The sequence below is a fragment of the Shewanella sp. GJ50-10 genome (genome assembly GCF_055808815.1).
Map to the genome: position 1 here is coordinate 3733898 of NZ_JBVVSS010000001.1, position 21166 is coordinate 3755063.

General features: G+C 41.4%; 19 protein-coding genes. 7 read left to right on the forward strand and 12 right to left on the reverse strand.

Annotated features, from left to right (window positions below):
• Positions 1-9: 9 nt before the first annotated feature.
• The 3 genes from AC0L4E_RS15730 to AC0L4E_RS15740 form a co-directional block, all read right to left on the reverse strand.
• Entirely contained in the window at positions 10-843 is an 834-nt protein-coding gene (locus AC0L4E_RS15730; protein WP_473679986.1) for an ion transporter, read from the reverse strand.
• A gap of 263 nt (positions 844-1106) precedes the next feature.
• Complete coding sequence (gene ftsZ / locus AC0L4E_RS15735) at positions 1107-2348, reverse strand: cell division protein FtsZ (protein WP_473679988.1); 1242 nt, start codon at positions 2346-2348, stop codon at positions 1107-1109.
• 31 nt (positions 2349-2379) lie between these two features.
• The gene (locus AC0L4E_RS15740; protein WP_473679990.1) at positions 2380-3501 is read right to left on the reverse strand and encodes a helix-turn-helix transcriptional regulator; all 1122 of its coding nucleotides are present in this window, start codon (positions 3499-3501) and stop codon (positions 2380-2382) included.
• A 243-nt stretch (positions 3502-3744) separates the two neighbouring features.
• Here AC0L4E_RS15740 and AC0L4E_RS15745 point away from each other — a divergent pair, with 243 nt between their 5' ends.
• Positions 3745-4158 (forward strand): MarR family winged helix-turn-helix transcriptional regulator, encoded by a 414-nt coding sequence (locus AC0L4E_RS15745; protein WP_473679992.1) that lies wholly within the window; start codon positions 3745-3747, stop codon positions 4156-4158.
• Here the strand turns inward: AC0L4E_RS15745 and gloA2 are convergent.
• The 4 genes from gloA2 to AC0L4E_RS15765 all read right to left on the reverse strand — a co-directional run bounded on the left by gloA2 (position 4155) and on the right by AC0L4E_RS15765 (position 8948).
• Positions 4155-4544, reverse strand: a complete 390-nt coding sequence (gene gloA2 / locus AC0L4E_RS15750) for an SMU1112c/YaeR family gloxylase I-like metalloprotein (RefSeq protein WP_473679994.1) — start codon at positions 4542-4544, stop codon at positions 4155-4157. The genes AC0L4E_RS15745 and gloA2 overlap by 4 nt on opposite strands.
• A gap of 204 nt (positions 4545-4748) precedes the next feature.
• A complete protein-coding gene (locus AC0L4E_RS15755) occupies positions 4749-6812 on the reverse strand; it encodes a PhoX family protein (protein WP_473679996.1) in 2064 nt (687 codons plus the stop codon).
• 247 nt (positions 6813-7059) lie between these two features.
• Positions 7060-8352 (reverse strand): DEAD/DEAH box helicase, encoded by a 1293-nt coding sequence (locus AC0L4E_RS15760; RefSeq protein ID WP_473679998.1) that lies wholly within the window; start codon positions 8350-8352, stop codon positions 7060-7062.
• An 80-nt stretch (positions 8353-8432) separates the two neighbouring features.
• A complete protein-coding gene (locus AC0L4E_RS15765) occupies positions 8433-8948 on the reverse strand; it encodes a GNAT family N-acetyltransferase (RefSeq protein ID WP_473680000.1) in 516 nt (171 codons plus the stop codon).
• Positions 8949-9251: 303 nt separating this feature from the next.
• On the opposite strand from AC0L4E_RS15765, the gene AC0L4E_RS15770 reads away from it, so the two are divergent.
• Both AC0L4E_RS15770 and rluF read left to right on the forward strand, forming a co-directional pair.
• Complete coding sequence (locus tag AC0L4E_RS15770; protein ID WP_473680002.1) at positions 9252-9794, forward strand: DUF4287 domain-containing protein; 543 nt, start codon at positions 9252-9254, stop codon at positions 9792-9794.
• A gap of 102 nt (positions 9795-9896) precedes the next feature.
• Entirely contained in the window at positions 9897-10847 is a 951-nt protein-coding gene (rluF, locus tag AC0L4E_RS15775; RefSeq protein ID WP_473680004.1) for a 23S rRNA pseudouridine(2604) synthase RluF, read from the forward strand.
• Between the two features lie 76 nt (positions 10848-10923).
• Here rluF and AC0L4E_RS15780 read toward each other — a convergent pair whose 3' ends face one another.
• The 3 genes from AC0L4E_RS15780 to pyrC form a co-directional block, all read right to left on the reverse strand.
• Complete coding sequence (locus tag AC0L4E_RS15780; protein WP_473680006.1) at positions 10924-11967, reverse strand: alpha/beta hydrolase; 1044 nt, start codon at positions 11965-11967, stop codon at positions 10924-10926.
• A 194-nt stretch (positions 11968-12161) separates the two neighbouring features.
• Complete coding sequence (locus AC0L4E_RS15785; protein WP_473680008.1) at positions 12162-12671, reverse strand: hypothetical protein; 510 nt, start codon at positions 12669-12671, stop codon at positions 12162-12164.
• 199 nt (positions 12672-12870) lie between these two features.
• Positions 12871-13908 (reverse strand): dihydroorotase, encoded by a 1038-nt coding sequence (pyrC, locus tag AC0L4E_RS15790; RefSeq protein ID WP_473680010.1) that lies wholly within the window; start codon positions 13906-13908, stop codon positions 12871-12873.
• A 312-nt stretch (positions 13909-14220) separates the two neighbouring features.
• Here pyrC and AC0L4E_RS15795 point away from each other — a divergent pair, with 312 nt between their 5' ends.
• Positions 14221-15330, forward strand: a complete 1110-nt coding sequence (locus tag AC0L4E_RS15795) for a PQQ-dependent sugar dehydrogenase (protein ID WP_473681700.1) — start codon at positions 14221-14223, stop codon at positions 15328-15330.
• A gap of 139 nt (positions 15331-15469) precedes the next feature.
• Complete coding sequence (locus AC0L4E_RS15800) at positions 15470-16648, forward strand: BamA/TamA family outer membrane protein (protein WP_473680012.1); 1179 nt, start codon at positions 15470-15472, stop codon at positions 16646-16648.
• 663 nt (positions 16649-17311) lie between these two features.
• Here AC0L4E_RS15800 and AC0L4E_RS15805 read toward each other — a convergent pair.
• Positions 17312-18184, reverse strand: a complete 873-nt coding sequence (locus AC0L4E_RS15805; RefSeq protein WP_473680014.1) for a LysR family transcriptional regulator — start codon at positions 18182-18184, stop codon at positions 17312-17314.
• 94 nt (positions 18185-18278) lie between these two features.
• Between AC0L4E_RS15805 and AC0L4E_RS15810 the strand changes: the two genes are divergently transcribed.
• Entirely contained in the window at positions 18279-19454 is a 1176-nt protein-coding gene (locus tag AC0L4E_RS15810) for an MFS transporter (protein ID WP_473680016.1), read from the forward strand.
• 221 nt (positions 19455-19675) lie between these two features.
• Positions 19676-20596: a manganese-dependent inorganic pyrophosphatase gene (locus AC0L4E_RS15815; RefSeq protein WP_473680018.1), complete on the forward strand. Its 921-nt coding sequence runs from the start codon at positions 19676-19678 to the stop codon at positions 20594-20596.
• Positions 20597-20727: 131 nt separating this feature from the next.
• On the opposite strand, the gene AC0L4E_RS15820 is transcribed toward AC0L4E_RS15815, so the two are convergent.
• A complete protein-coding gene (locus AC0L4E_RS15820) occupies positions 20728-21048 on the reverse strand; it encodes a GRAM domain-containing protein (RefSeq protein ID WP_473680020.1) in 321 nt (106 codons plus the stop codon).
• Positions 21049-21166: the final 118 nt, after the last annotated feature.

Below are 21166 nucleotides of genomic sequence, written 5' to 3' on the forward strand. Positions count from 1 at the left end.
AAATCACGGTTAGCTTTTCTTAGCCAACAACTCAGTCAACCTGTCTATCTTAGCATTAAGCTGTTTAATATCATCTGCAGTCGCCACTTCGGCACTATTTTCAGCTACAGACTCAGCTTCTTTTTCACCCTGCTCTTCACGCATGATTTTGGTTTCTTCACCCATCACATCTAGCACGGCACCAACCATCATATTGAGGAAAACAAAGGTGGTTAAGAAGATAAAGCTTAAATAATACAGCCAGCTTAATGGATACACTTCCATGGTTTCGTACATGATTGACGTCCACGACTCGAACGTAGAGATACGGAATAAGGTCAACATGGCAATCGACACATCGCCCCATAAGAAGTCATTCACATTGGCAAAAAACATGCTGCCGATGGCGCCATAAATATAGAAAATCACGAACATTAACAGCGCAATATAACCCATTCTAGGGATTGCTTTAAGCAAAGCATTAATCAGCATTCGCAGCTCAGGCACCATAGACACCAATCTGAGCACGCGGAATATTCGTAGTAATCGCGCCAATAGAATCGTCGATCCGCCTAATGGAATTAAGCTGCCAATCACAATAATGGTGTCGAAGATATTCCAGCCTTTGGAGAAAAATGATTTGGTATTATCGCTCGCCATAAAGCGAATAATTAACTCAATCAAGAAAAACGCCGTAATAGCGATATCCAATACATATAGGCTGTTTTCAAGCAGCGGTGGTAGTTGATAGGTATGCGCACCGATCGACAATGCTGATACGATAATCACAAAGATAACAAACCCTTGGAAGGTTTTACTTTGGTCAACTTTTTTGAGTGTATTGAGAACGGCTGAGGCTTGCATGCTGGCTTATTGGCTCCTGTAAATACCCCCTCAATTTTGAGGATGGATGAGACTACTTAACCAAGATTAAAATAGTCTTAAAATGCGATCCTATAAGCTTTGGCTTATGTCGCAGTTAATTTGAGAGGCGCTAATATACAAGCTTGTTATCTTTTACGCTAATTAACTAATATTAAAGATATATTTTCAGCTACCATTTATAGACTTTTCAATACACTACACAATACGACTTTGTTGAATAAGCTGTAGTCGCTCAGACTTGGTCAGCCAATCACCTTAGCTCCCCATCTGATACAAGTTGGAGAATCCAGATCTAAGTCAGCAATTTGCTTTTGTTCTTCCTTTTGGGATTTCTCTACTAAAAAATCCTGTAAGCAAAATAGCTCTGAAGTATCAAAGCGATCATTGCTTGCATTGGGAGCAATCCCGCTATTGTTTGGGTTAACTAAGGTATTAGCACTTGAGCCTGAGTTCTTGATTACAGCCTTTGTTGAGCCTTCTTCAGTTGAGCGACCTTTTTTAGCTGTTTTGCTTTCTTCAGTAGAATCACAGCGAATCCCTGTTGCGATAATCATTAACTCAAGTTCGCACGCTAATTCAGGCAGTATCGTTAACCCGATAATCACCATGGCGCTTGGATCTAATTGTTGCTGCAATATCTCGCCTATTGCATTGTATTGGCTTAACTCAATATCTTCTGTTGCCATGACACTGACAATCGCACCTTTAGCGAGACTAAAGTCCACTTCTTCTAGCAAAGGATTGTTAAGCGCACTATTGATGGTATGGGTTAAATCTTGCCCTTCAGTTTGCCTTGCCACTCCCATAGCAGCCCGACCTTGGTGACTCACCACGGCAATAAAATCATTAAGGTCGATATTGATTAAACCTGATTGGCTTATTGTCGTGGTTAATCCTTGCAATACGTCTTGTAAAATACGATTACTTTCAAAAAATGCATTCACAAGCGTGATTTTCTTATCCAGTGTTTTAGCCAACTTATCATTAGGCAGCACAATGACAGAGCTTGCTTGCAGCATTAACTTTTCGACGCCAGCTTGGGCGAGTAGATTTCTTTGATGACCTTCAAACTCGAAAGGGGTTGTCACTACTGCCACTAACGGTTTGTTTAATTGTGCGGCAATCGATGCAATAAATGGAATGGCTCCTGTGCCCGTGCCGCCGCCCATACCACCCGTTATAAAAATCACATCTGCGAATTCAATGATTTGTTTAATTTGTTGCTCGGACTCTTGGGCTGCCTCAAAACCTTTTTCAGGGTCTGCACCTGCGCCTAACCCTTTGGTGGTTTCAGTGCCTATTTGGAGTTGGGTGTCACACTGTGAAATAGCCAGCGACTGGGCATCCGTATTCACTGCAATCAGTTTGATATTGTCATTTAATGCTGACTGACTGAGTTGGTTAATCGTATTACAGCCGCAACCTCCGACACCAAATACGGTAATACACGGCGCTTTACTGGTGTTTGGAATTAAATCGTACATGGGGCACTCTCCTTTAATCGACCCCTGTAACTTATCCTGCGATAGCGACAACCCCTGACGTAGCGTTTGAATCTATGTCGTTTGAATCTATGTCGTTTGAATCAATGTCATTTGAATCAATATCGTTTGAATGAACGTCATTTGAATCAACATGGCTACTTTGATATTGCGTACTCATTTTTGCAATCAGGCGAGTAAAATGTGCTCTTAACTTTTCAGGTGCTGCCACTTCGATGTTATCTGCCATCTCCCACAAAAAAGCTCTCAGCCTTTTACTGTCGTTCACCGTTGCTTTAACTTGGTAGCGCCCATCTTTAAGTAATTGAATAGTTTGATTTTCACTTAACTTAGCTTTACGCAAAATAAAGCTAGCTGACGCCGATACTAATAGCTCGATATCAATAATGTTTGATTGAGTTTCTGCACCGCTTAAATTGATATCAAAATCATCTCTGGTGACAGCAGGAGTATCAAGCACACGAATATCATTTAGTAAATCAATGGACTGCACATAACGTTTGGTATGCACGCTACCGACAGTAAACGCTAAAAGCGCCACCCCTTCTGAAATGGTAATTCCCTCTGGATTAATAGGGCTATATTCAACCCAATAGCATTGGCCTTTAATCACTTTTTGCAATTGACAAGCAATCTGACGCTTATGCAGCAAAGCATATTGCACTAGTTTAAATGCGGCTGAATCTTGCTCTGAGTAAATTAATGGTGAAGGTTCAGGTAACTGCGCCACCCGACAAGCCCAATACAGCCATGGGTTATCAGGATCGCTTGCAAGTACTTGATCTGCTCGTTCAAAATAAGGTGTTAGTTGCTTAACGCTTTGTGGAGGTAATAACTGTGCTGCGCTATGTTTAAGGGTATGAAAGGCTAACGCCATGTGCTGATCCATCAAGGTTAAATTAAGACCACGCCAGCATGCAGAAATAGACCAACCAAAGGGTTTACATCGGTCATCAAGCTCTAGGCCAAAAAGCCCCATATCACACATTGATTTCAGCTCACGCTGCACAGTACGTAAACCGACATCAAAATCCCTGTCTTGTAATCGCTTAGTCAGCACATTTGCAGTGATCTTTCGTGGATGTCTGGGGATTTGTTCAAGCATTGCTAACTGACGCTGAATATTCGTTTGCATTAACCATCACCATTTCTTGAATAATTAGGGCCTGTTGACCTTTTAAGTTTGTTTTTGCAGCAAAGGTCAACTGGTCCTAGCATACACTCAAGCTGCGTCAGTTTCTGTCGCACAAAGGAACTTATTAAATAATATGCACATTTATCAAACTTTAAAAAATAAAAACAAATTTCTTGAAGTCTTAAATAAGTTGATCAATACTTGATAGCTCAAGTATTGACCACACAAAAATATGAGGATTTCATGTCAGAATCACTATCAGCATTAATGGCTCTTTCAAGTGCCTTTGGCCGCTTTAACAAGAAAATAGATCGTGCCTTGAGCGTCCATGGCATTAGCTTTACTGAGTTTCAAGTACTCGAGCAATTGGCACAATCACCTAATCAAGTGATGAGCCGTGTTGAACTGGCCGAAGCCACCAACCTCACCGCTTCAGGGATCACTCGCTTATTACTGCCAATGGAGAAGATTCATTTAATCGATAAAGAAAAGAACAGCAGAGATGCGAGAGTCAGCTTAGTCAAATTAACAATGGCAGGAAAAGAGGTCTATCAGGACGCATCGGTAACAAGTCAAAATTTTAGCGAGAGCACCACAAAGCAATTAACCGAGAAACAAGTGGCGCAATTACAGCTGCTTTTGAGCAAATTAAGTTAACTGTCAGTCTCATAAATTTCTAATGGCAAATCGTCTGGGTCGCTAAAAAAAGTAAACTTTTTGCCCGTGTATTCATCCACTCTTACCGGCTCAACCTTAATATTTTGGCGGCCTAGATGGGTCACTGTCACGTCAATATCATCAACCTTGAAAGCAAGGTGACGTAACCCTTGCGCTTCAGGGTAGCTGGGTCGTTTAGGCGAATTAGGAATAGAAAACAGTTCAATTTGACTACCATCAGGCAACTGTAAATCAAGCTTATAGGAGTCTCTTGCTGCACGGTAATTTTCTGCAATCACCTTAAAGCCTAACACTTCAGTATAAAACCGTTTCGACACTGAATAGTCATTACAAATGATCGCCACATGATGGATTCCGTTGAACATAATAATCCTTTATTGATAAGCCTAAAAAAACAAACCCTGATAGATGACTCTATCAGGGTTTGTTGTAAACCTCACTGCTTGGGCTTACTGTTGAACCTTGCTGCGAAAGCTCACTATTGAAACTCACTGTTTAAATCAGCTCAACAATGTTTGTCCAAGCATATCAGTTCAATCTAAGTTCAATTTCAGTGCAATGTCAGGCGGTTAAACACCTACTTCAGCGCCGTCATCTTTACGGATAACCACAGTAGCAGCGCGAGCTCGTACAGTCATGCCAGCTGGTGTTTCTTCAGTAGCAACTGCTGAATACGGCCAATTACCTGGATGTTGGATATTAGCAAATACCGTGGTGTAATCAGGCGTAATAGCAAAGCCAGTGACTTCACAGCCATTAGGACCAACAAAGAAGCGCTTTAACTCAGCTTGGTTATCAGCACTAACCACTTGCTGCTGACCATTGTCATCTGTCATAGGTGAAGGCACGATCGCGAGCATTTGATCGTTAGTGTACTCCTCAACTTCATCAGCACCATTATCAGTTTGCACCCATAAAATACCGCGCTTATCAAAGGCCAATCCATCTGGGCTAGCAAATTGGTTAAGGTCAGTTAAGCCTGAACGGTTAGTGTCTTCATCGCCATCAGCTGGCGAGCCAAATACGAAAATATCCCAAGTGAACTCAGTAGCATTACTACCCTCGTCCCAACGAATAATATGGCCAAAGCTGTTATTTAAACGTGGGTTAGCAGGGTTAGTGCTATCAACGCGTTTAGTGTTATTGGTCAGCGTTAAGTAAACCGTGCCGGTAAATGGATCAACACTTGCCCACTCCGGGCGATCCATCGGAGTTGCGCCAACTAAATCAGCCGCGCCTGCCGTATTCAAAATAATTGCAGCAACCGAATCAAAACTGTCGGCTAAGGTTTTGCCATCAGTGGTGACACTGTCTAGTGTCAGAGGCAGCCACTCGCCTACACCGTCTTCACTGAACTTGGCGACATATAAAGTGCCGTCGTTCATGTACTTATCACCAGTGGCGATGCGGTTAGTTGAATCAGCATCCGCTTCATCCCACATAGCAGTAGATTCATACTTATAAAGATACTCAAAACGAGAGTCATGACCTGAATAAAATACCACTGGCTTACCGGCAGTTAATTTACCAAAGGTACAACCTTCATGGCGAAAACGCCCAAGTGCTGTACGTTTTACAGCGCGAGAATTCGAGTTATATGGGTCAATCTCAACAATATAGCCATGACCGTTGGCTTCATTTCGGTAATCATTTGCCGCACTTGAACCTGAAGGCGTCACATCAAAACGTGCAAATTCATCTAAACGCTCATCATCATTACCAGCAAGGTGATCCCAGCCATAACGTGTGCCTGAAGTTGATAAACCAATACGCTGTTGTTCTTCAGTCAACTCACCACGATTAACAAAGTAACCTGGCCAGTTCTCTTCACATGTTAAGTAAGTGCCCCAAGGCGTGTAACCATTACCACAGTTATTAAGTGTGCCGCGGGCTTGGCTACCATCTGGAGAATAACGTGTTTCAAGGTATGAGCTGTACGCAAGCGGGCCAGCAATATCCATCACTGTCGCACCAGTAAAGCGGCGGTTATGCGCATCATTTTTAACCGTTTCCCACATGCCGTTGTTAAGCTTAATACGAACAACAGAAATACCATGGGCATTGATTTCTTTACGGATTTCATCAAGTACAGTGCGGTTACCATCTGTATCAACTGTTGGTCCCATTGGGTGCAATGCCGCTTGATCAATGTATTCATGGTTAACACACAATAGGCCATCATCACCCGCTTCAGTTAATGGGAAAAAGTGCATGCCATCATGATGCATCCCCATTGAGTTAGCTTGATCTTCAGCTGTATTTGAACCATCTGCTTTAAATTCATTCGCTTTATCATTAAGCGGCTCGCCCCATGGCGCAAGCACATAGGCAGAGTAACCAGCTGCGACTGTTACCGCATCGGTTTTAGAACCAGGAATAGATTCAAAGCCTAGTGTTGCCTGACTCACATTCGGTACTTCAGGCGTTGTAGGAGGTGTTGTCGTTGGCGGAGGCGTTGAGTCGCTATCAGAACTACAACCAGCAATACCAAAACCGCTGAATGCGGTCATAGCACTTAACCCAAGACCACTTTTTACAAAGTTACGTCTTGAAAGATGTTTATCTAATACTTCGTTAAATGGCGTGTTATTGCTTTTATTAAAACGAGTTGGATCAAATGTAGCCTTGCTCATAAAATATCCTTGCGATCAAAAGTTGCAAACGTTGTTGTATTTTTCGATCAGAGTAAGAATTAAATATGACAAACGAACTTAACTGATATGACAAAAATAAAACAACTGTATGACGCAGGACGAAATTAACGATACTAATGTAATAAGTTCGTTTCTAAGCGATTTAAAAAGAACGAAGCTAAAAGGAAGTAAGCAGAAAGGAAATAATGTGAAGGGGAATAATGCGATTCCCCTATCAAAGCTGAAGCTATTTGCGTTTTTTAGCTGATGCAGCTAATGCCTTTTGACGTGCTTGTTGTTTCAGTGAGCCTTTTTTAGCTTTACGAGGAATGGCCACAGGCTCTTTAGTTAAGTCTGGTTCAAAACCTGAATACCATTGCTGCGGTAAGCGTCTATCAAGCTTTCGCTCTAACGCCACTAGCAAACCTTCATCATCTTGGCTCAATAACGTCACCGCAATGCCTTCTTTACCTGCTCTACCAGTACGCCCAATACGGTGAACATAATCTTCAGCTTTAAATGGCAGCTCAAAGTTAATCACTGCATCAAGTTGCGCTATATCGAGTCCACGTGCTGCCACATCAGTGGCCACCAGCACGCTTACTTTACCCGTTTTAAAATCAGCTAAAGTCGACTCTCGCACAAACTGAGATAAGTCGGCATGAAATGGAGCAGCGTTAATCTTGCTCAATTTTAATTGTTCGGAAATCTTATCAGCGCCTTGTTTCGTGCGGCTAAACACTAACACTTGAGACCAAGATTCCTTGTTAATAACGTGACTGAGTAAAGCAGATTTACGCTCACTATCGAGGTTATAAACCTTCTCAATAATTTTAGCAGCGGTGCTGTTTCTTTTAGCGGTTTCGACTATTTTTGGACTGTGTAATAAACGCTGGCTGAACTTAAATATTTGGTCATCTAAGGTGGCAGAAAACAAGGCAGTTTGGCGCTGTTTAGGCAAACGTTTTAATACTTCAACAATTTCTTCTTTAAAGCCCATATCTAACATGCGATCGGCTTCATCTAATACAAAGTATTCCAATGAGGCTAGTGACATCACTTGATTGCGCAAATGATCCAGTAACCTGCCGGGCGTTGCGATCAAAATATCACAGTCCGCTTGAATCGCATTCACTTGGGCTTTAATACTCACACCGCCATAAACCACAACTGCTTTTATGTCAGTACCATTAGCATAATCAGTAACGCTCTGATGAACTTGCTGAGCAAGCTCTCGAGTGGGCACTAAAATAAGCGCTTTAATTCGCTTTTGATTATCTAATACGGAGTCTGAAGCTGAACTTTGATCCGAAACGGCACTAGCGTTTGCATTCAATATGCCCTGTAATATCGGCAAGGCAAATGCAGCCGTTTTACCTGTGCCTGTCTGCGCCCCAGCCATGACATCTTCACCCGCTAACAGTAAAGGTATAGCGGCAGCTTGAATGTCAGTTGGCTGCTCGTAGCCTAAATCAGTTAAACGCTGAGTTAATGTAGGATGTAAACCTAAAGAAGAAAAAGATAACACTGAGGCAGACATAAATACTCCATGATAATATCGCTACAGTTTACCACGCAGCCAATATACACAAAAGCATACCTCAGCTAATCATCAAGCGCTTAGTCTAGGCAAAACAACTGCATATTGGCTTCAGTGGGTAAGCTAAATTTCTCAGGATTAATATTCATAAAACCATTATTTTTCAGCACTTTTATTGAGCCTATGTTGTGCTCTACTACATTTGCCAATAATGGTCGTCTATGACAGCGGCTCATAAATTGTGACACGGCATGAGTGGCAATGCCCTTGCCCCAGTAAGCTCGCCCGATCCAATAACCTAGGTAATGTTCTGTCTGAAGTGGTGCATCAGTGCTTTCAGCAGTCATCGACCAACAAACAATACTGCCCACTAACTCCAAAGTACCTGCGCTATCTTTAAGCCAAATGCCTTCAGCTATTGCAGTATCACTGGCCAAAATATTTTGTTGCCAATGGGCGATAAAATCGGCTTTCCTGCGCGCAGGAAAATCTGCCATATCATTGGCAAGCGGATCATTTTGAAACTCAAATAGTATCGATAAGTCAGCCGACGTGATGGGCTGTAAAATTAAGTTATTATCTCGGGCTGCACTCATTAATCAGTTAACTCCTTTAATTGATTATTCTGGTAGATTCTTGATTCTCATATCATGTGTCTGGCTAACAATAATCACATATTATTTATTGAGCAAATGACTCATTAACTGATATCAATCTGAGCATACTCGATACGCACCATGTAATGAAAAAAATTAGATTTATTTCACCCCCTCACCTTACAATCAAAGCCAATAAAACATCGATATCGAGTAAGTTAACCAACAAATTTACTGGCAATATGTTTATGCTTGAAGCTATCTTTGTATATCAACAACAGGGTTTAGCTTAAGGAGAGCAAAATGGATAAAGCACTTCAAACAATGATTGATAACATGCCTGAAAAAACGGGTAAGTCACTGGCACAATGGTTAGTCATATTATCTGAGCAAAACATCGAAAAACACGGCCAAGCTGTTAAGTACCTAAAAGAGCATCACGGTGTTACCCATGGTTTTGCCAACACCATTGTCACTTTATCAAAGCAAAAAGATGAATCAGCCGATGATTTAGTTTCTCAGCAATATCAAGGCAAAGACCTGCTCACACCCATTTATGACTTACTCATTTCAACGGTTAAAGATTTTGGTGATGATGTGGTTATTACGCCCAAAAAAGCCAGCGTGAGTATTATCCGCAAAAAGCAATTTGCCCTGATAAAACCTGCCACTAAAAGTCGAATTGATCTTGGTTTAAAGCTTAAAGATACCGATATTCAAGGCTGCCTTGAAGGTTCTGGCCCCTTCGGCGCCATGTGTAGCCATCGAATACAGCTAAAAGAAGTCGGCGACGTTAATGCCGAAGTTAAACAATGGCTGCTAGCAGCATATAAACAATCGGTTTAGTGTCTATATCAAACAGAAAATAACAATTAATGCGTGCAGCGCCTTATGGTAAACTACGCGCTTATCGACTATCGACAATTTTAGCTTTCAAGGAAACCCAAAGTGACTGATTCAGCCATGCGTCTTAATAAATACATCAGTGAAAGTGGCATATGTTCACGCCGTGATGCCGACCGTTTTATTGAGCAAGGCAATGTATTTATCAATGGTAAACGTGCGCAAGTGGGTGACCAAGTTTCCTTTGGCGATAAAGTGAAAGTGAATGGCCAAGATATTGAGCCAAGAGACGCAGAAGACTTAGTATTTATCGCCCTCAACAAACCCGTTGGTATTGTCAGTACCACAGAAGGCACCGAGCGCGATAACATCGTCGATTTTGTTAATCACTCCACTCGTATTTTTCCCATTGGTCGTTTAGATAAAGACTCGCAAGGTTTGATATTTCTGACTAATAACGGCGATTTGGTCAATAAAATTCTCCGTGCAGGCAACAACCACGATAAAGAATACGTGGTCACAGTGAACAAACCGATTACCGATGACTTCATCAAAGGCATGGGCGCAGGCGTACCGATTTTAGGTGTGGTGACTAAAAAGTGTAAGGTTGAACAAGTATCGCCTTATGCATTTAAAATCGTTTTAGTCCAAGGACTTAATCGTCAAATTCGCCGAATGTGTGAATACTTCAACTTTGAAGTAACCAAGCTTGAACGCCAACAGATTATGAATGTCAGCCTTAAAGGTTTACCTATTGGTGAGTGGCGTGACTTAGATAAACAAGAATTAGATGTGTTGTTTGACATGATCAAAGACTCTTCATCTGAAGATAAAAAGTCAGCGCCAAAGAAAAAGCCTAAACCTAAGCCAAAAACAGCTTCTGAGCGCAGCAAGATTGAAGGCCCAGAACACTTTATGCAGCATAACCGCAGCACCAAACATAAAGGCCAAGCAAAAGGTGGCTGCAAAGGCCAAACTAAAGGTCAAGCTAAGGGAGCGGGTAAAGGCGGCAAAGGTAAACCAAGTGGTGGTCGCAAGCCTAATCGAGCTCGATAATTGCGATTAAAAGCAGATATAAACAGGGCGTCAGTAGCAATACTGACGCCCTGTTTTTTAACAAGTTATTACTGGATTATTTGCTTAGTAAAAATGTCATTGGAATACTTAACCTTTCAGCCCAGTCGCTCTCGTTATGGGCTTTACCTTTAAAAAAGTGGCTTTGCCATAGCGCTTTATCATACTCAGCAGCCTCAAACAGTTTATCCACATCAGCTTGAAGCGGCGGATACATAGCATCAAGGGTTTGATCGCCATAATCAAAATACAATTTCACTTGAGGCTTAGTGGCAATTTGCTTAGCTAAATACTGGTTAAATACCTGTGGGATAGGGTTATTGTCTTGAGCAAATGATCCTGGCCAATGGGTCGATAAACACGCCGCACCACCAAAGACTTGTGGATACTCTAACGCCGTATACCAAGAGATTAACCCTCCCATACTTGAACCCATAATGAAGGTATTTTGCTTATCTGTTGCGACCTTGAAATGAGTATCTATATAGGGTTTTAGCTCAGTAACGATAAACTCAGCATACTTATCTGAATACACAGCTTGAGCTAATAGCTTTTCAGTTTCATTACGCTGGGTTTGATACAAACTGGTTTGTGTATCAGCAGTTAAGGATTCAAAAGGTTTTTGCGGAAAGTATTCACTATGGCGAGACTGCTCCGCATTATGAATGCCCACCACAATAAATGGCTTTATGTCCTCACTTTTATTCAGAACTGCTGCAGTTTCATCCACTTCCCATGCCGTACCATTCCATGACTGAGTAGCGTCATATAACACTTTACCGTCATGCATATACACCACGGCATAAGGTGCGTTAGCAGGGTAATCTTCAGGTAACCACACATCAATGGGACGTGATTTTATCAACGCAAAGTCGATAGCTGTTTCATCAAGGCGTTGCAATGTCCCTTGGCTGACATGAGGCAGTAATGTGTTAGTTATCTCTTCTGCAGCAAATTGGGTAGGTATCATTAATAGCAATATCGATAGTAGAGTCAGTATTACAGTCAAAGGAAGTATCTTGACAAGCATGGTCAACATCCGGTCAACAGCACTAATCTGCGTGTTGTTATTATCTGTTACTTTTATTCCATCAAACCTCATTTCACCTTCCTTTCAATACTGTTTTCTACAAGCTGCTATAGCAAATTATTACTACAGCAATACTTATAAATTTAAAAGAACAACGAAAAACTATAGTGGTCTTAAAGAATCTTCTGCCACAAAAAAGCCAGCATTAAGCTGGCTTTTTAAATTCAATGACTGACTCTGACAATTGCTACTTAGCCCACATGAAGTTAAAGATCTGCAAAGTTTTGTGGGTCTTGAGCTATACACCAATCCCAAGCGGCTTGAGTAACAACAGAATCATCACTGCTTTTGTCGCCGTCTGCTACATCAGCCATTTCAAAAGCCAAATCCATTATTTTCTGATTAATCACATCAGAAAAACTATCATTATCCACAGGATAAAGATCTAAGATCATCTCACGCACAAAATCAGGATCATCAGGATTATTTTGCACTCCTAAAGCCATTCGATCTGTAGCTGGCGCCATTGTCGAACATTCATCCCATTGTATTTTTTTATTTAACAGCATTTCATCGTCACTGCTCTGTATTAGTTCACGATAAATATTGCTGTCAAAATGCCACGGCTTTGGTGCTTCAGCCGCTATACTTTGAGCACAAAAAAATAGTGAGACAATCACTAAAGTGAATTTGAAGTTGAAAGGTATTTTCATTGGAATGCGTTTCTCTATTTTAATTAATATATTAGCTACGACATCAGGTGCTGCAGTGACCATTAAAATCACAATATTAACTGCATATTCTCCTTATATTTAGTGTCTTAGCAATTATCAAAAAGAATATATACAACTCATCAAAATCAACAAAAACACCTTTTATAACTACTTAATTCCAACTCAATCTAATAATCACGGTTTAATACAGGCAATAAAAAACCAGCATATCTGCTGGTTTTTAATGAATAAGTAAAAGACCTTAAGCTGTTTTGACTTTCCAGTTAACCGTTTCGCCCGCAAAGAATGGCACGATTGGGTTGTCATTTGGCAAGATGATTTGCTCAGGCACTGTCCAGCTTTCTTTCACTAAGGTCACTGTACCTGTGTTACGCGGTAGGCCGTAAAAATCGGCGCCGTGTAAGCTGGCAAATCCTTCTAATTTATCTAGTGCACCTAAGTCATCAAATACTTGTGCGTAAAGCTCTAGTGCACTCCATGCGCTGTAACAGCCTGCACAGCCACAAGCTGATTCTTTGCGGTGTTTTTCATGTGGCGCAGAATCTGTACCTAGGAAAAACTTGCTTGAGCCAGTTGCCACTGCAGCTTGCAATGCTTGCTGATGAATATTGCGCTTAAGTACAGGTAAGCAGAAGTTATGTGGACGCACACCGCCAACCAATAAGTCGTTACGGTTTAGCAATAAATGCTGCGGGGTAATCGTCGCTGCTATGTTACTTGGGGCATCTGCTACAAACTCTGCCGCATCTTTAGTGGTGATGTGCTCGAACACGATTTTAAGGTTTGGCATAGCCGCAACAATACGCGCCATGTAGCGATCGATAAACACTTTTTCGCGATCAAAGATATCAATGTGTGACTCAGTCACTTCACCGTGAACCAGCAATAACATACCCTGTTCAGCCATCACTTCAAAGATTGGAAATAATGCATCTAATGCTTTAACTGCTGCATCAGAGTTAGTGGTAGCACCCGCTGGATATAGCTTTGCTGCAACCACACCCGCCGCTTTGGCATCAATGATATCTTGCGCTGTGGTGTTGTTGGTTAAGAACAATGTCATTAATGGCTCGAATGAACTGCCAGCAGGACGCGCCGCTAAAATGCGTTCACGGTAGGCTGACACCATCGCTGCGTCAGTCACAGGAGGTACTAAATTTGGCATCACAATCGCACGCTTAAATAAACGCGCTGTTGCTGGTACGGTTTCTTTTAGCATGTCTCCATCACGAAAATGAAGGTGCCAATCGTCCGGCGTAGTAATAGTGATTTGCGTCATTTAGATCCCCTAAAAAGTCGATTACCGATAATTGGGCGCTATTGTGCCTGAAAAGCCGTTTTCTTAATAGGTGCAATCCTTAAACGCTGAGTTTTACAGAGACAAAAAAGCCCCTTATTTCACTTCCTTATCTAACGAAATCAGCTAGTATGGAGTCTGATTTTTAATCATTTTATTAAAATAGAAATAATAACAGCGCTACTAATATTGAACTGAATAAATTGAATTGAATAGTTTGGCTTGGATTGAATTGTATTGTATTGAATAGATTGAATTGGCTTTTTCAGCACAGGGATGAATAACATGAACAATATGTCCGTTTTGGTTAAATCACTTATCTGCGGCTTAGGGCTTAACCTTAGCATGTCAATTACAGCCCATGCCCTACCGCTAGATAAAATTAAGCTACCAGAAGGGTTTAGCATTGAACTCTATGCGGAGAATGTTAAAAACGCCCGCCAAATGGCACTCGGCGATAATGGCACCTTGTTTGTTGGCAGTCGCCGTGCAGGTAATGTTTATGCCCTTATTGATAGCAATAAAGACAATCAAGCCGACCAGCAAATTATCATCGCTAAAGACTTATTCTTGCCATCAGGCCTTGCCTTTCATAATGGTGATTTATATGTCGCCGAAGTAGATAAGATATGGCGCTACAACAATATCGAAAACAGCTTACCTAAGATCCCAGAGCCTGAATTGGTTTACGATAAACTGCCTAACAAAGCGCATCACGGTTGGAAGAACATCAAATTTGGCCCAGACGGTAAGCTATATGTCCCTATCGGCGCGCCTTGTAATGTGTGTGATGATCCACTGCCCTACTCATCAATTTTAAAACTTAATGTCGATACCAAGCAAACCGTCACAGTCGCTCAGGGCGTGCGCAACAGTGTCGGCTTTGACTTTCACCCCGACACAGGGGAGCTATGGTTTACTGATAATGGCCGCGACATGATGGGTGATGATTTACCTGATGATGAACTAAACCGTGTTAGTAAAAAAGGTCAGCATTTTGGTTTCCCTTACGTTCATAACGCTGACATTAAAGACCCTGAATTTTATGATGCTGAAAAAGCCAAACTCAATACACCGCCAGAGCTCAATCTTGGCGCTCATGTAGCCGCATTGGGAATGGAGTTTTACCTTGGAAAGCTGTTCCCTGCTGAGTATCAAGGCAGTATTTTTATCGCCCAACACGGCTCTTGGAATCGCAGTAGTAAGGTAGGTTACCGTGTCATGCAAGTTACCCTCGATGGTAATAAAGTCAAAGACTACCAACCATTTGCCACAGGCTGGCTCCAAGGTGAGCAAAGTTGGGGAAGACCTGTTGCCGTGCTTACTATGCCGGATGGTTCTCTACTCGTCTCAGACGATGCCGCTGATGCGATTTACCGCATCAGTTATAGCAATCAATTATAGTGCTCAGTTTTAATTGCTAATTTTAGTTACTAGCTTTAGTTAGTAGTTTTAGTTAACTGCTTTAGAACAAACGAGTACCGAAATTGAGTAAACAACCCAAAAGTTATTAATATCGTTGTGCTATACGGAAATCACGACAATGAAATCAAGTTTACCATTCGCCATCGCAAGCTCCTTGTTACTCAGTAACTTAGCATCTGCCAGCACCAGCTTTATCGATCCCATTGATGGCTATTTCGATGCTGGCGAGTACTTGGCCGAGAACGCCTACGGCTTCTTACCAGTACCCAGTATTATCACCGAGCCTTCAGTAGGCGCAGGGTTACTGCTGATGGGGATTTTCCTCCATGAGAGTCCTGAGCAAACTGCCAAGCGTCAACAAGTGGCTAAAGACTCAGTTGACGGCGGCGCCCAGTTGCTTACCCCAGGGATTTCAGCTGCAGGTATTGGTGCAACAGACAACGGCTCAAAGTTTGGCTTTTTAGGGCACAGAGAAACTTGGCAACAAGATCATATTCGTTACGTGGTTGGCGGCGGTTATGGAGACGTAAACATGAACTTTTACAGCCAGTCAGATTTTGCCGAAGACTTAGCCTTAGATTTGAATATGCAAGGCTACGGCTTTATGCAGAAAGTACAGTTTAGACTATTTGATAGCCCGCTTTTTTTAGGTGTCACTCAGAAATACGCCAAAGTAGATTTAGCCAGCAATAATGACACGAGTTTATTGCCACCCGAATTAGTCGACAGACTCACCGACATCATAGATCCATCACCTACTGTTTCATCTCTTGGCGCGGTACTGCAATACGACAGTTTGAACAATTTTTTTATGCCTACCCAAGGGTATGATTACACCCTCGAATACGACTGGTTTAATACTGCTATTGGCAGTGATTACGACTACCAAACCGTTAAAGCCACAGGCATTAATTACTGGCCAATGAGTAAAAGTATCACTCTTGGGGTTAAGCTGAACTACCAAACCATCAGCAGCGACACTCGCTTACCGGTATTTACCTATCCCTACATTGAAATGCGCGGCATTCCCCGCAATCGCTATCAAGGCGAAGCGGTATCAACTGGTGAAGTTGAATTAATGTGGCGAATAACACCACGTTGGATGGTACTGTCGTTTGTTGGCAGCGGTCTTGCTGGCGACAGTCATAGCGACATGTGGGAAAGCGACGAGCAAACCGCCTATGGAGCAGGTTTTCGTTACACCATCGCCCGCCGATATGGCCTACACATGGGTGTTGATGTAGCAAAAGGCCCCGAAGATACCGCTTGGTACATCAATGTCGGTACAGGGTTTTAACCTTCAGTGAAACTTGCTTTGCACTAGAACTTAAGCAAACTGTTCAAAAAGTGATTTACGGTGTTAGCTATAAAGGAAGGCTCAATATTTTTTCTTCAAGGGGTAATGAATTGAGTTGAATTGAATTGGGTTGGGTTGGGTTGGGTTGGGTTGGGTTGGGTTGGGTTGGGTTGGGTTGGGTTGGGTTGGGTTGGGTTGATAAAAATAGGGTCACAATTTTGGACAACTAAATCTTAATTACACTCCAATGTTATCAGAACTGTTTTACTCGAGGTTATTTTACTTTTTGCAGTATTCCTTCACCATGTTTGCATGCCTTTTAACGATGACGGTCGGCATATTATGACTAGTTTTCCACAGAGGCAATTTATCGCTAATTGCAGTACAAGCCATATAATAATTAAACTTTGATAACATTACAGAATTAGAAGACGGTTGCGCGTGATTACGCGGGTATCCAATAAAGCTCAGTTATGCCTTAACAAGTAAACCGAAGCCATAGCAAGTTTTGAATCAATTGAAGTTCAGAAGCTATATAATAGAGTAGTGGTAGCGCTCCAACATTTGGATAATATTTTCAGCAGGATAGTAAAATAAAGCATATTAATAGAAATATAATAAGTGACTAATCATTCAGCTACAAACCTCGACACGATGCATTTTTTAATGCAACTCAAAATATTTATGGATAGAGTCTTTGAGTTTACCAGCCCACCTCGAGGCTATATAAGAGGGCTGAAAAGCCAGAAAATATTGAGTTTCAATTATTGGGTCCGAAAAAATAAACAAGTCATCGAACTTACTTGTTTCAATAAAATACTCAGGAAGAATGGCGATGCCTATGTGGTCACTCATCGCTTGATAAATACCATGACTGTTGCTAATCACTAACTTGTTCTGATGTTGTTCTAAAGCTTTACCTGCACTTGCTAGCAAGCCATTCCAACTTTTACTTCTTTGTGCATGACGAACAATTAAACGGTGTTGCTCATTTATTTGCAGTGCCGATGATAACTTGTATTGTTCAGCATAAATTTTACTGCAAACCAGTACATTCTTAGCAGTAAATAATGGTAAATATTCTAAGCCTTCTTCATTGGTGTTATTGCGAATTGAAAAATCAAAAGCACTCTTTTTAAACTCAACGACCTTATCACTTAAGTCCAAGTTCACTGTGACACCCGCATGTACTAAGTTTGAAATAGCAGGTGTGACAATTTTTACCCCAATATCAATTGGCGCAGTCATGTCTAAAAATGTCATGCTTTGATTTATTTGAGTATCTAACACCACTTGATTAAAGTTGCGCTCTAACACAATAAACTCTTCAAATAGCACACTTCCTTTTTCTGTTATTTGAACTCCAGACCCTTGCCCACGAATAAACACTTTATACCCAAGCTTGTCCTCTAAAGATTTAATCTGATAACTAATTGAAGATTGAGATACAGCTAGCTCTATCGCTGCTTGCGAAAAGCTCAAATGCTTCGCAACGGCTGCAAAATAAGGTAAATGATTGGCTAATCGCTTAAACATCTAAAAATCCAATATTATCTTCAAATTAATCTATTTTATTAACCACCAACCAATAAGGCAAACTATCGCTTCTTTAATATTGTTCGAGTGACCTATGCAACTTCATAAAATTCAAGTTTACGCAGTCTCTTTATTGTTTATTTTTAATGGCTGCTTATTTGGCACTTGGGCAGCAAAAGTACCTTTTTTCAAACAACAATTTTCACTAGATGAGCAATCATTATCAGGCTTACTCTTAGTGCTAGCCTTAGGTGCAGTCATATCATTTCCCTTAGCTGGACGCATTGCAGATAAGTACGGTATACAAGTCCTATCTAAAATAGCTTACTTGTTATATCCCCTACCTTTTATAGGTTTAGCGCTCAGTGGCTCTATGACGACACTAACTATTAGCTTATTTTTATTTGGTTTTTTACATGGTGCAATGGATGTCGGCATGAATAGCTGGGCAGCTAAAACCGAAGCGTTAACAACCAAAAAACTCATGCCTTTTTTTCACGCAATGTTCAGTTTGGGAGCTGGTGCTGGAGCCATTTTAAGCGTGTTTTTCATTCGATTGAATATCACTACGCTAGTCCATTTCTTGTCTATTAGTATGCTATTTATTCCTATGTATTACCTTCTTAAGAAAGCTGCCCCCTTGGCAAGCACATCAATAGCCAACACAGCGTCACAAGACATCAGCACCAACACCAACACCAACACCAACACCAACAAATTACCTTGGATATTATTAACGTTAATAGGATTTATTGCTTTTAGCAGTGCACTCGGTGAAGGGGCAGTTGCAGACTGGAGCGCTGTAGTTATGCGTCAAGAGTTTGGTACTGATATGAGCTTTTCAGGTTGGGCTTATGCAGTGTTTTCTTTATTTATGGTGTTATCAAGGTTGTTAGGTCATTTCGTCATCGAGCGACTCGGAACGATTAACACTGCTAGGGGTTGTGCACTGTTCAGTATTACAGGAGCAGTCACTATCATTACTGTCACATCACCTTATTTAGCCTTGTTCGGCTTTGCACTGCTTGGTATTGGTTACTCTGTGATTGTACCAATAGTGTTCTCGAAAGCTGCACAAACCTGTCCTCATCGATCAGCCTCAGCAATCGCATTTGTAGCTATATTTGCTTATGGCGGCATGCTTTTTGGACCTGTTGCAATAGGGCTGATTGGTCATTTATTCACTTTAAAAGTGGCTTTCATACTACTAGCTGTGTTGCCAGTTTATTCACTGTTAACGGCTCAGTTATTAAAACACAATGAAACATAATGACGAGAACACCTACTACTATCCCCCGTAAACTCCTTGCAGAGGTTATTGAAGCAAGTTGATACAGCTCGGATTCTTCTTTCTTTAAGGAACATTACGAGGCAATAAACCTTCCCAATCATACTTCAATAACTAAAAAGCTTCATGCATGGTGCTTTTTAGTTATTGGTCACTCGCTTATTTCTTGTTAAAATCGCTGCAAATTTATAGGAGCGTTTCAAATGGCAATGTATGTAGTGGGTCACAAGATCCCAGATTCAGATTCAATCTGCGGTGCTATCGCACTAGCTTACTTAAAAAATCAAATCGATGAGCCTGCAATCGCAGCGCGTTTAGGTGAACTTTCACCTGAGACAGCCTACATCCTAGATAGATTCGGTTTTGAAGCACCAGAATTCAAAGAAAGCTACGCTGGTGAAGAAGTTTACATCGTCGACCACTCTGAGCTAACGCAAGCGCCTGATGATATTGCTGAAGCGACAATTGTGGGTATTGTTGATCACCACAAACTGGGTGACTTAACGACTTCAACACCGCTTGAGTGTTGGATCCGCCCTGTTGGCTGTTCAAACACTGTCATTAAGATGATGTACGATTTCTACCAAGTAGAAATTCCAGCCAACATCGCTGGCATCATGATGTGTGCAATTTTAAGTGACACCGTTATCTTCAAGTCACCGACATGCACCACTGCTGATATTCGTTGTGTTGAAGCATTAGCTGAAATCGCAGGTATCGAAGACTTTAAAGCTGTGGGCATGGAAATGTTCAAAGTGAAATCTGCTGTTGAAGGTACTCCGGCACGTGACCTAGTTATGCGTGATTTTAAAGACTTCAACATGAACGGTAACCTTGTCGGTATTGGCCAGTTAGAAGTTATCGACCTATCTGTTTTTGATGACATCAAAGCTGACTTAGAGGCTGACATTGCAGCACTAAAAGCAGAAGGTAATCGTCACAGTGTATTGTTATTACTGACCGACATCATGAAAGAAGGCTCTGAAATGTTAGTGGTTTCAGACAATGCTGACTTAACTGAGCAGGCTTACGGTAAAGCAACTGTTGATGGTCGTGTTTGGTTAGATGGCGTATTAAGCCGTAAGAAACAAGTTGTGCCAGCACTGCAAGACGTGTTCGCATAAGCTGTTCTTCTATTGAGTAAAACGTTAGCTTAAGATTAACGATCTTTACTCGCTAGCACTAAAAAAGCTGAATCATTTGATTCAGCTTTTTTGTATTCAATTTTAGCTCGTTTAGTTCTCGCCAGAATTAACTATGAATGTGTCAGTAACTCAATCCAGGCTTCTGAGTCAGCAACCATGAATTTATAACTTTTATGGTTATTCAGCTCAACTTTAATCGCATCTGCAGTTACCGGTAATACGCCACCACCAGTTCCCCAGCATTTTTCGACCTTTTCAATTTCATTCAGGGCAATTTCATATGGGCCCATTTCAAATATTTTATTTGAGGCTTCAAAGCATAAGCGACTCTCTGTTAATGATAATTTGCCATCACCACTAAAAGCCCCATTCTGCGCTGTGGCAAAAGTGGATTTAATCACTGTCTCATGACCAAAATCTATCGTGCTCATGGATATTTCCTTATTATGTCTTTGACACCATTCTTAATTTATTCTCAATTACTACTGAACATACGTTAAGCTGTCTTAATTCATAGCCATTGTATTAGCGACTGTATTAGCCACAGCA

What these genes read in the sequence shown, in the direction of transcription:
- AC0L4E_RS15800 (WP_473680012.1), top strand. Translation starts at nt 15,470, where the DNA reads ATGAAATCAAGTTTACCATTCGCCATCGCAAGCTCCTTGTTACTCAGT.
- AC0L4E_RS15770 (WP_473680002.1), top strand. Translation starts at nt 9,252, where the DNA reads ATGGATAAAGCACTTCAAACAATGATTGATAACATGCCTGAAAAAACG.
- AC0L4E_RS15785 (WP_473680008.1), bottom strand. Translation starts at nt 12,671, where the DNA reads ATGGTCACTGCAGCACCTGATGTCGTAGCTAATATATTAATTAAAATA.
- AC0L4E_RS15820 (WP_473680020.1), bottom strand. Translation starts at nt 21,048, where the DNA reads ATGAGCACGATAGATTTTGGTCATGAGACAGTGATTAAATCCACTTTT.
- AC0L4E_RS15730 (WP_473679986.1), bottom strand. Translation starts at nt 843, where the DNA reads ATGCAAGCCTCAGCCGTTCTCAATACACTCAAAAAAGTTGACCAAAGT.
- ftsZ (WP_473679988.1), bottom strand. Translation starts at nt 2,348, where the DNA reads ATGTACGATTTAATTCCAAACACCAGTAAAGCGCCGTGTATTACCGTA.
- gloA2 (WP_473679994.1), bottom strand. Translation starts at nt 4,544, where the DNA reads ATGTTCAACGGAATCCATCATGTGGCGATCATTTGTAATGACTATTCA.
- AC0L4E_RS15740 (WP_473679990.1), bottom strand. Translation starts at nt 3,501, where the DNA reads ATGCAAACGAATATTCAGCGTCAGTTAGCAATGCTTGAACAAATCCCC.
- AC0L4E_RS15805 (WP_473680014.1), bottom strand. Translation starts at nt 18,184, where the DNA reads ATGTTTAAGCGATTAGCCAATCATTTACCTTATTTTGCAGCCGTTGCG.
- AC0L4E_RS15745 (WP_473679992.1), top strand. Translation starts at nt 3,745, where the DNA reads ATGTCAGAATCACTATCAGCATTAATGGCTCTTTCAAGTGCCTTTGGC.
- AC0L4E_RS15765 (WP_473680000.1), bottom strand. Translation starts at nt 8,948, where the DNA reads ATGAGTGCAGCCCGAGATAATAACTTAATTTTACAGCCCATCACGTCG.
- AC0L4E_RS15795 (WP_473681700.1), top strand. Translation starts at nt 14,221, where the DNA reads ATGTCCGTTTTGGTTAAATCACTTATCTGCGGCTTAGGGCTTAACCTT.
- AC0L4E_RS15780 (WP_473680006.1), bottom strand. Translation starts at nt 11,967, where the DNA reads ATGAGGTTTGATGGAATAAAAGTAACAGATAATAACAACACGCAGATT.
- AC0L4E_RS15810 (WP_473680016.1), top strand. Translation starts at nt 18,279, where the DNA reads ATGCAACTTCATAAAATTCAAGTTTACGCAGTCTCTTTATTGTTTATT.
- AC0L4E_RS15760 (WP_473679998.1), bottom strand. Translation starts at nt 8,352, where the DNA reads ATGTCTGCCTCAGTGTTATCTTTTTCTTCTTTAGGTTTACATCCTACA.
- pyrC (WP_473680010.1), bottom strand. Translation starts at nt 13,908, where the DNA reads ATGACGCAAATCACTATTACTACGCCGGACGATTGGCACCTTCATTTT.
- AC0L4E_RS15815 (WP_473680018.1), top strand. Translation starts at nt 19,676, where the DNA reads ATGGCAATGTATGTAGTGGGTCACAAGATCCCAGATTCAGATTCAATC.
- AC0L4E_RS15755 (WP_473679996.1), bottom strand. Translation starts at nt 6,812, where the DNA reads ATGAGCAAGGCTACATTTGATCCAACTCGTTTTAATAAAAGCAATAAC.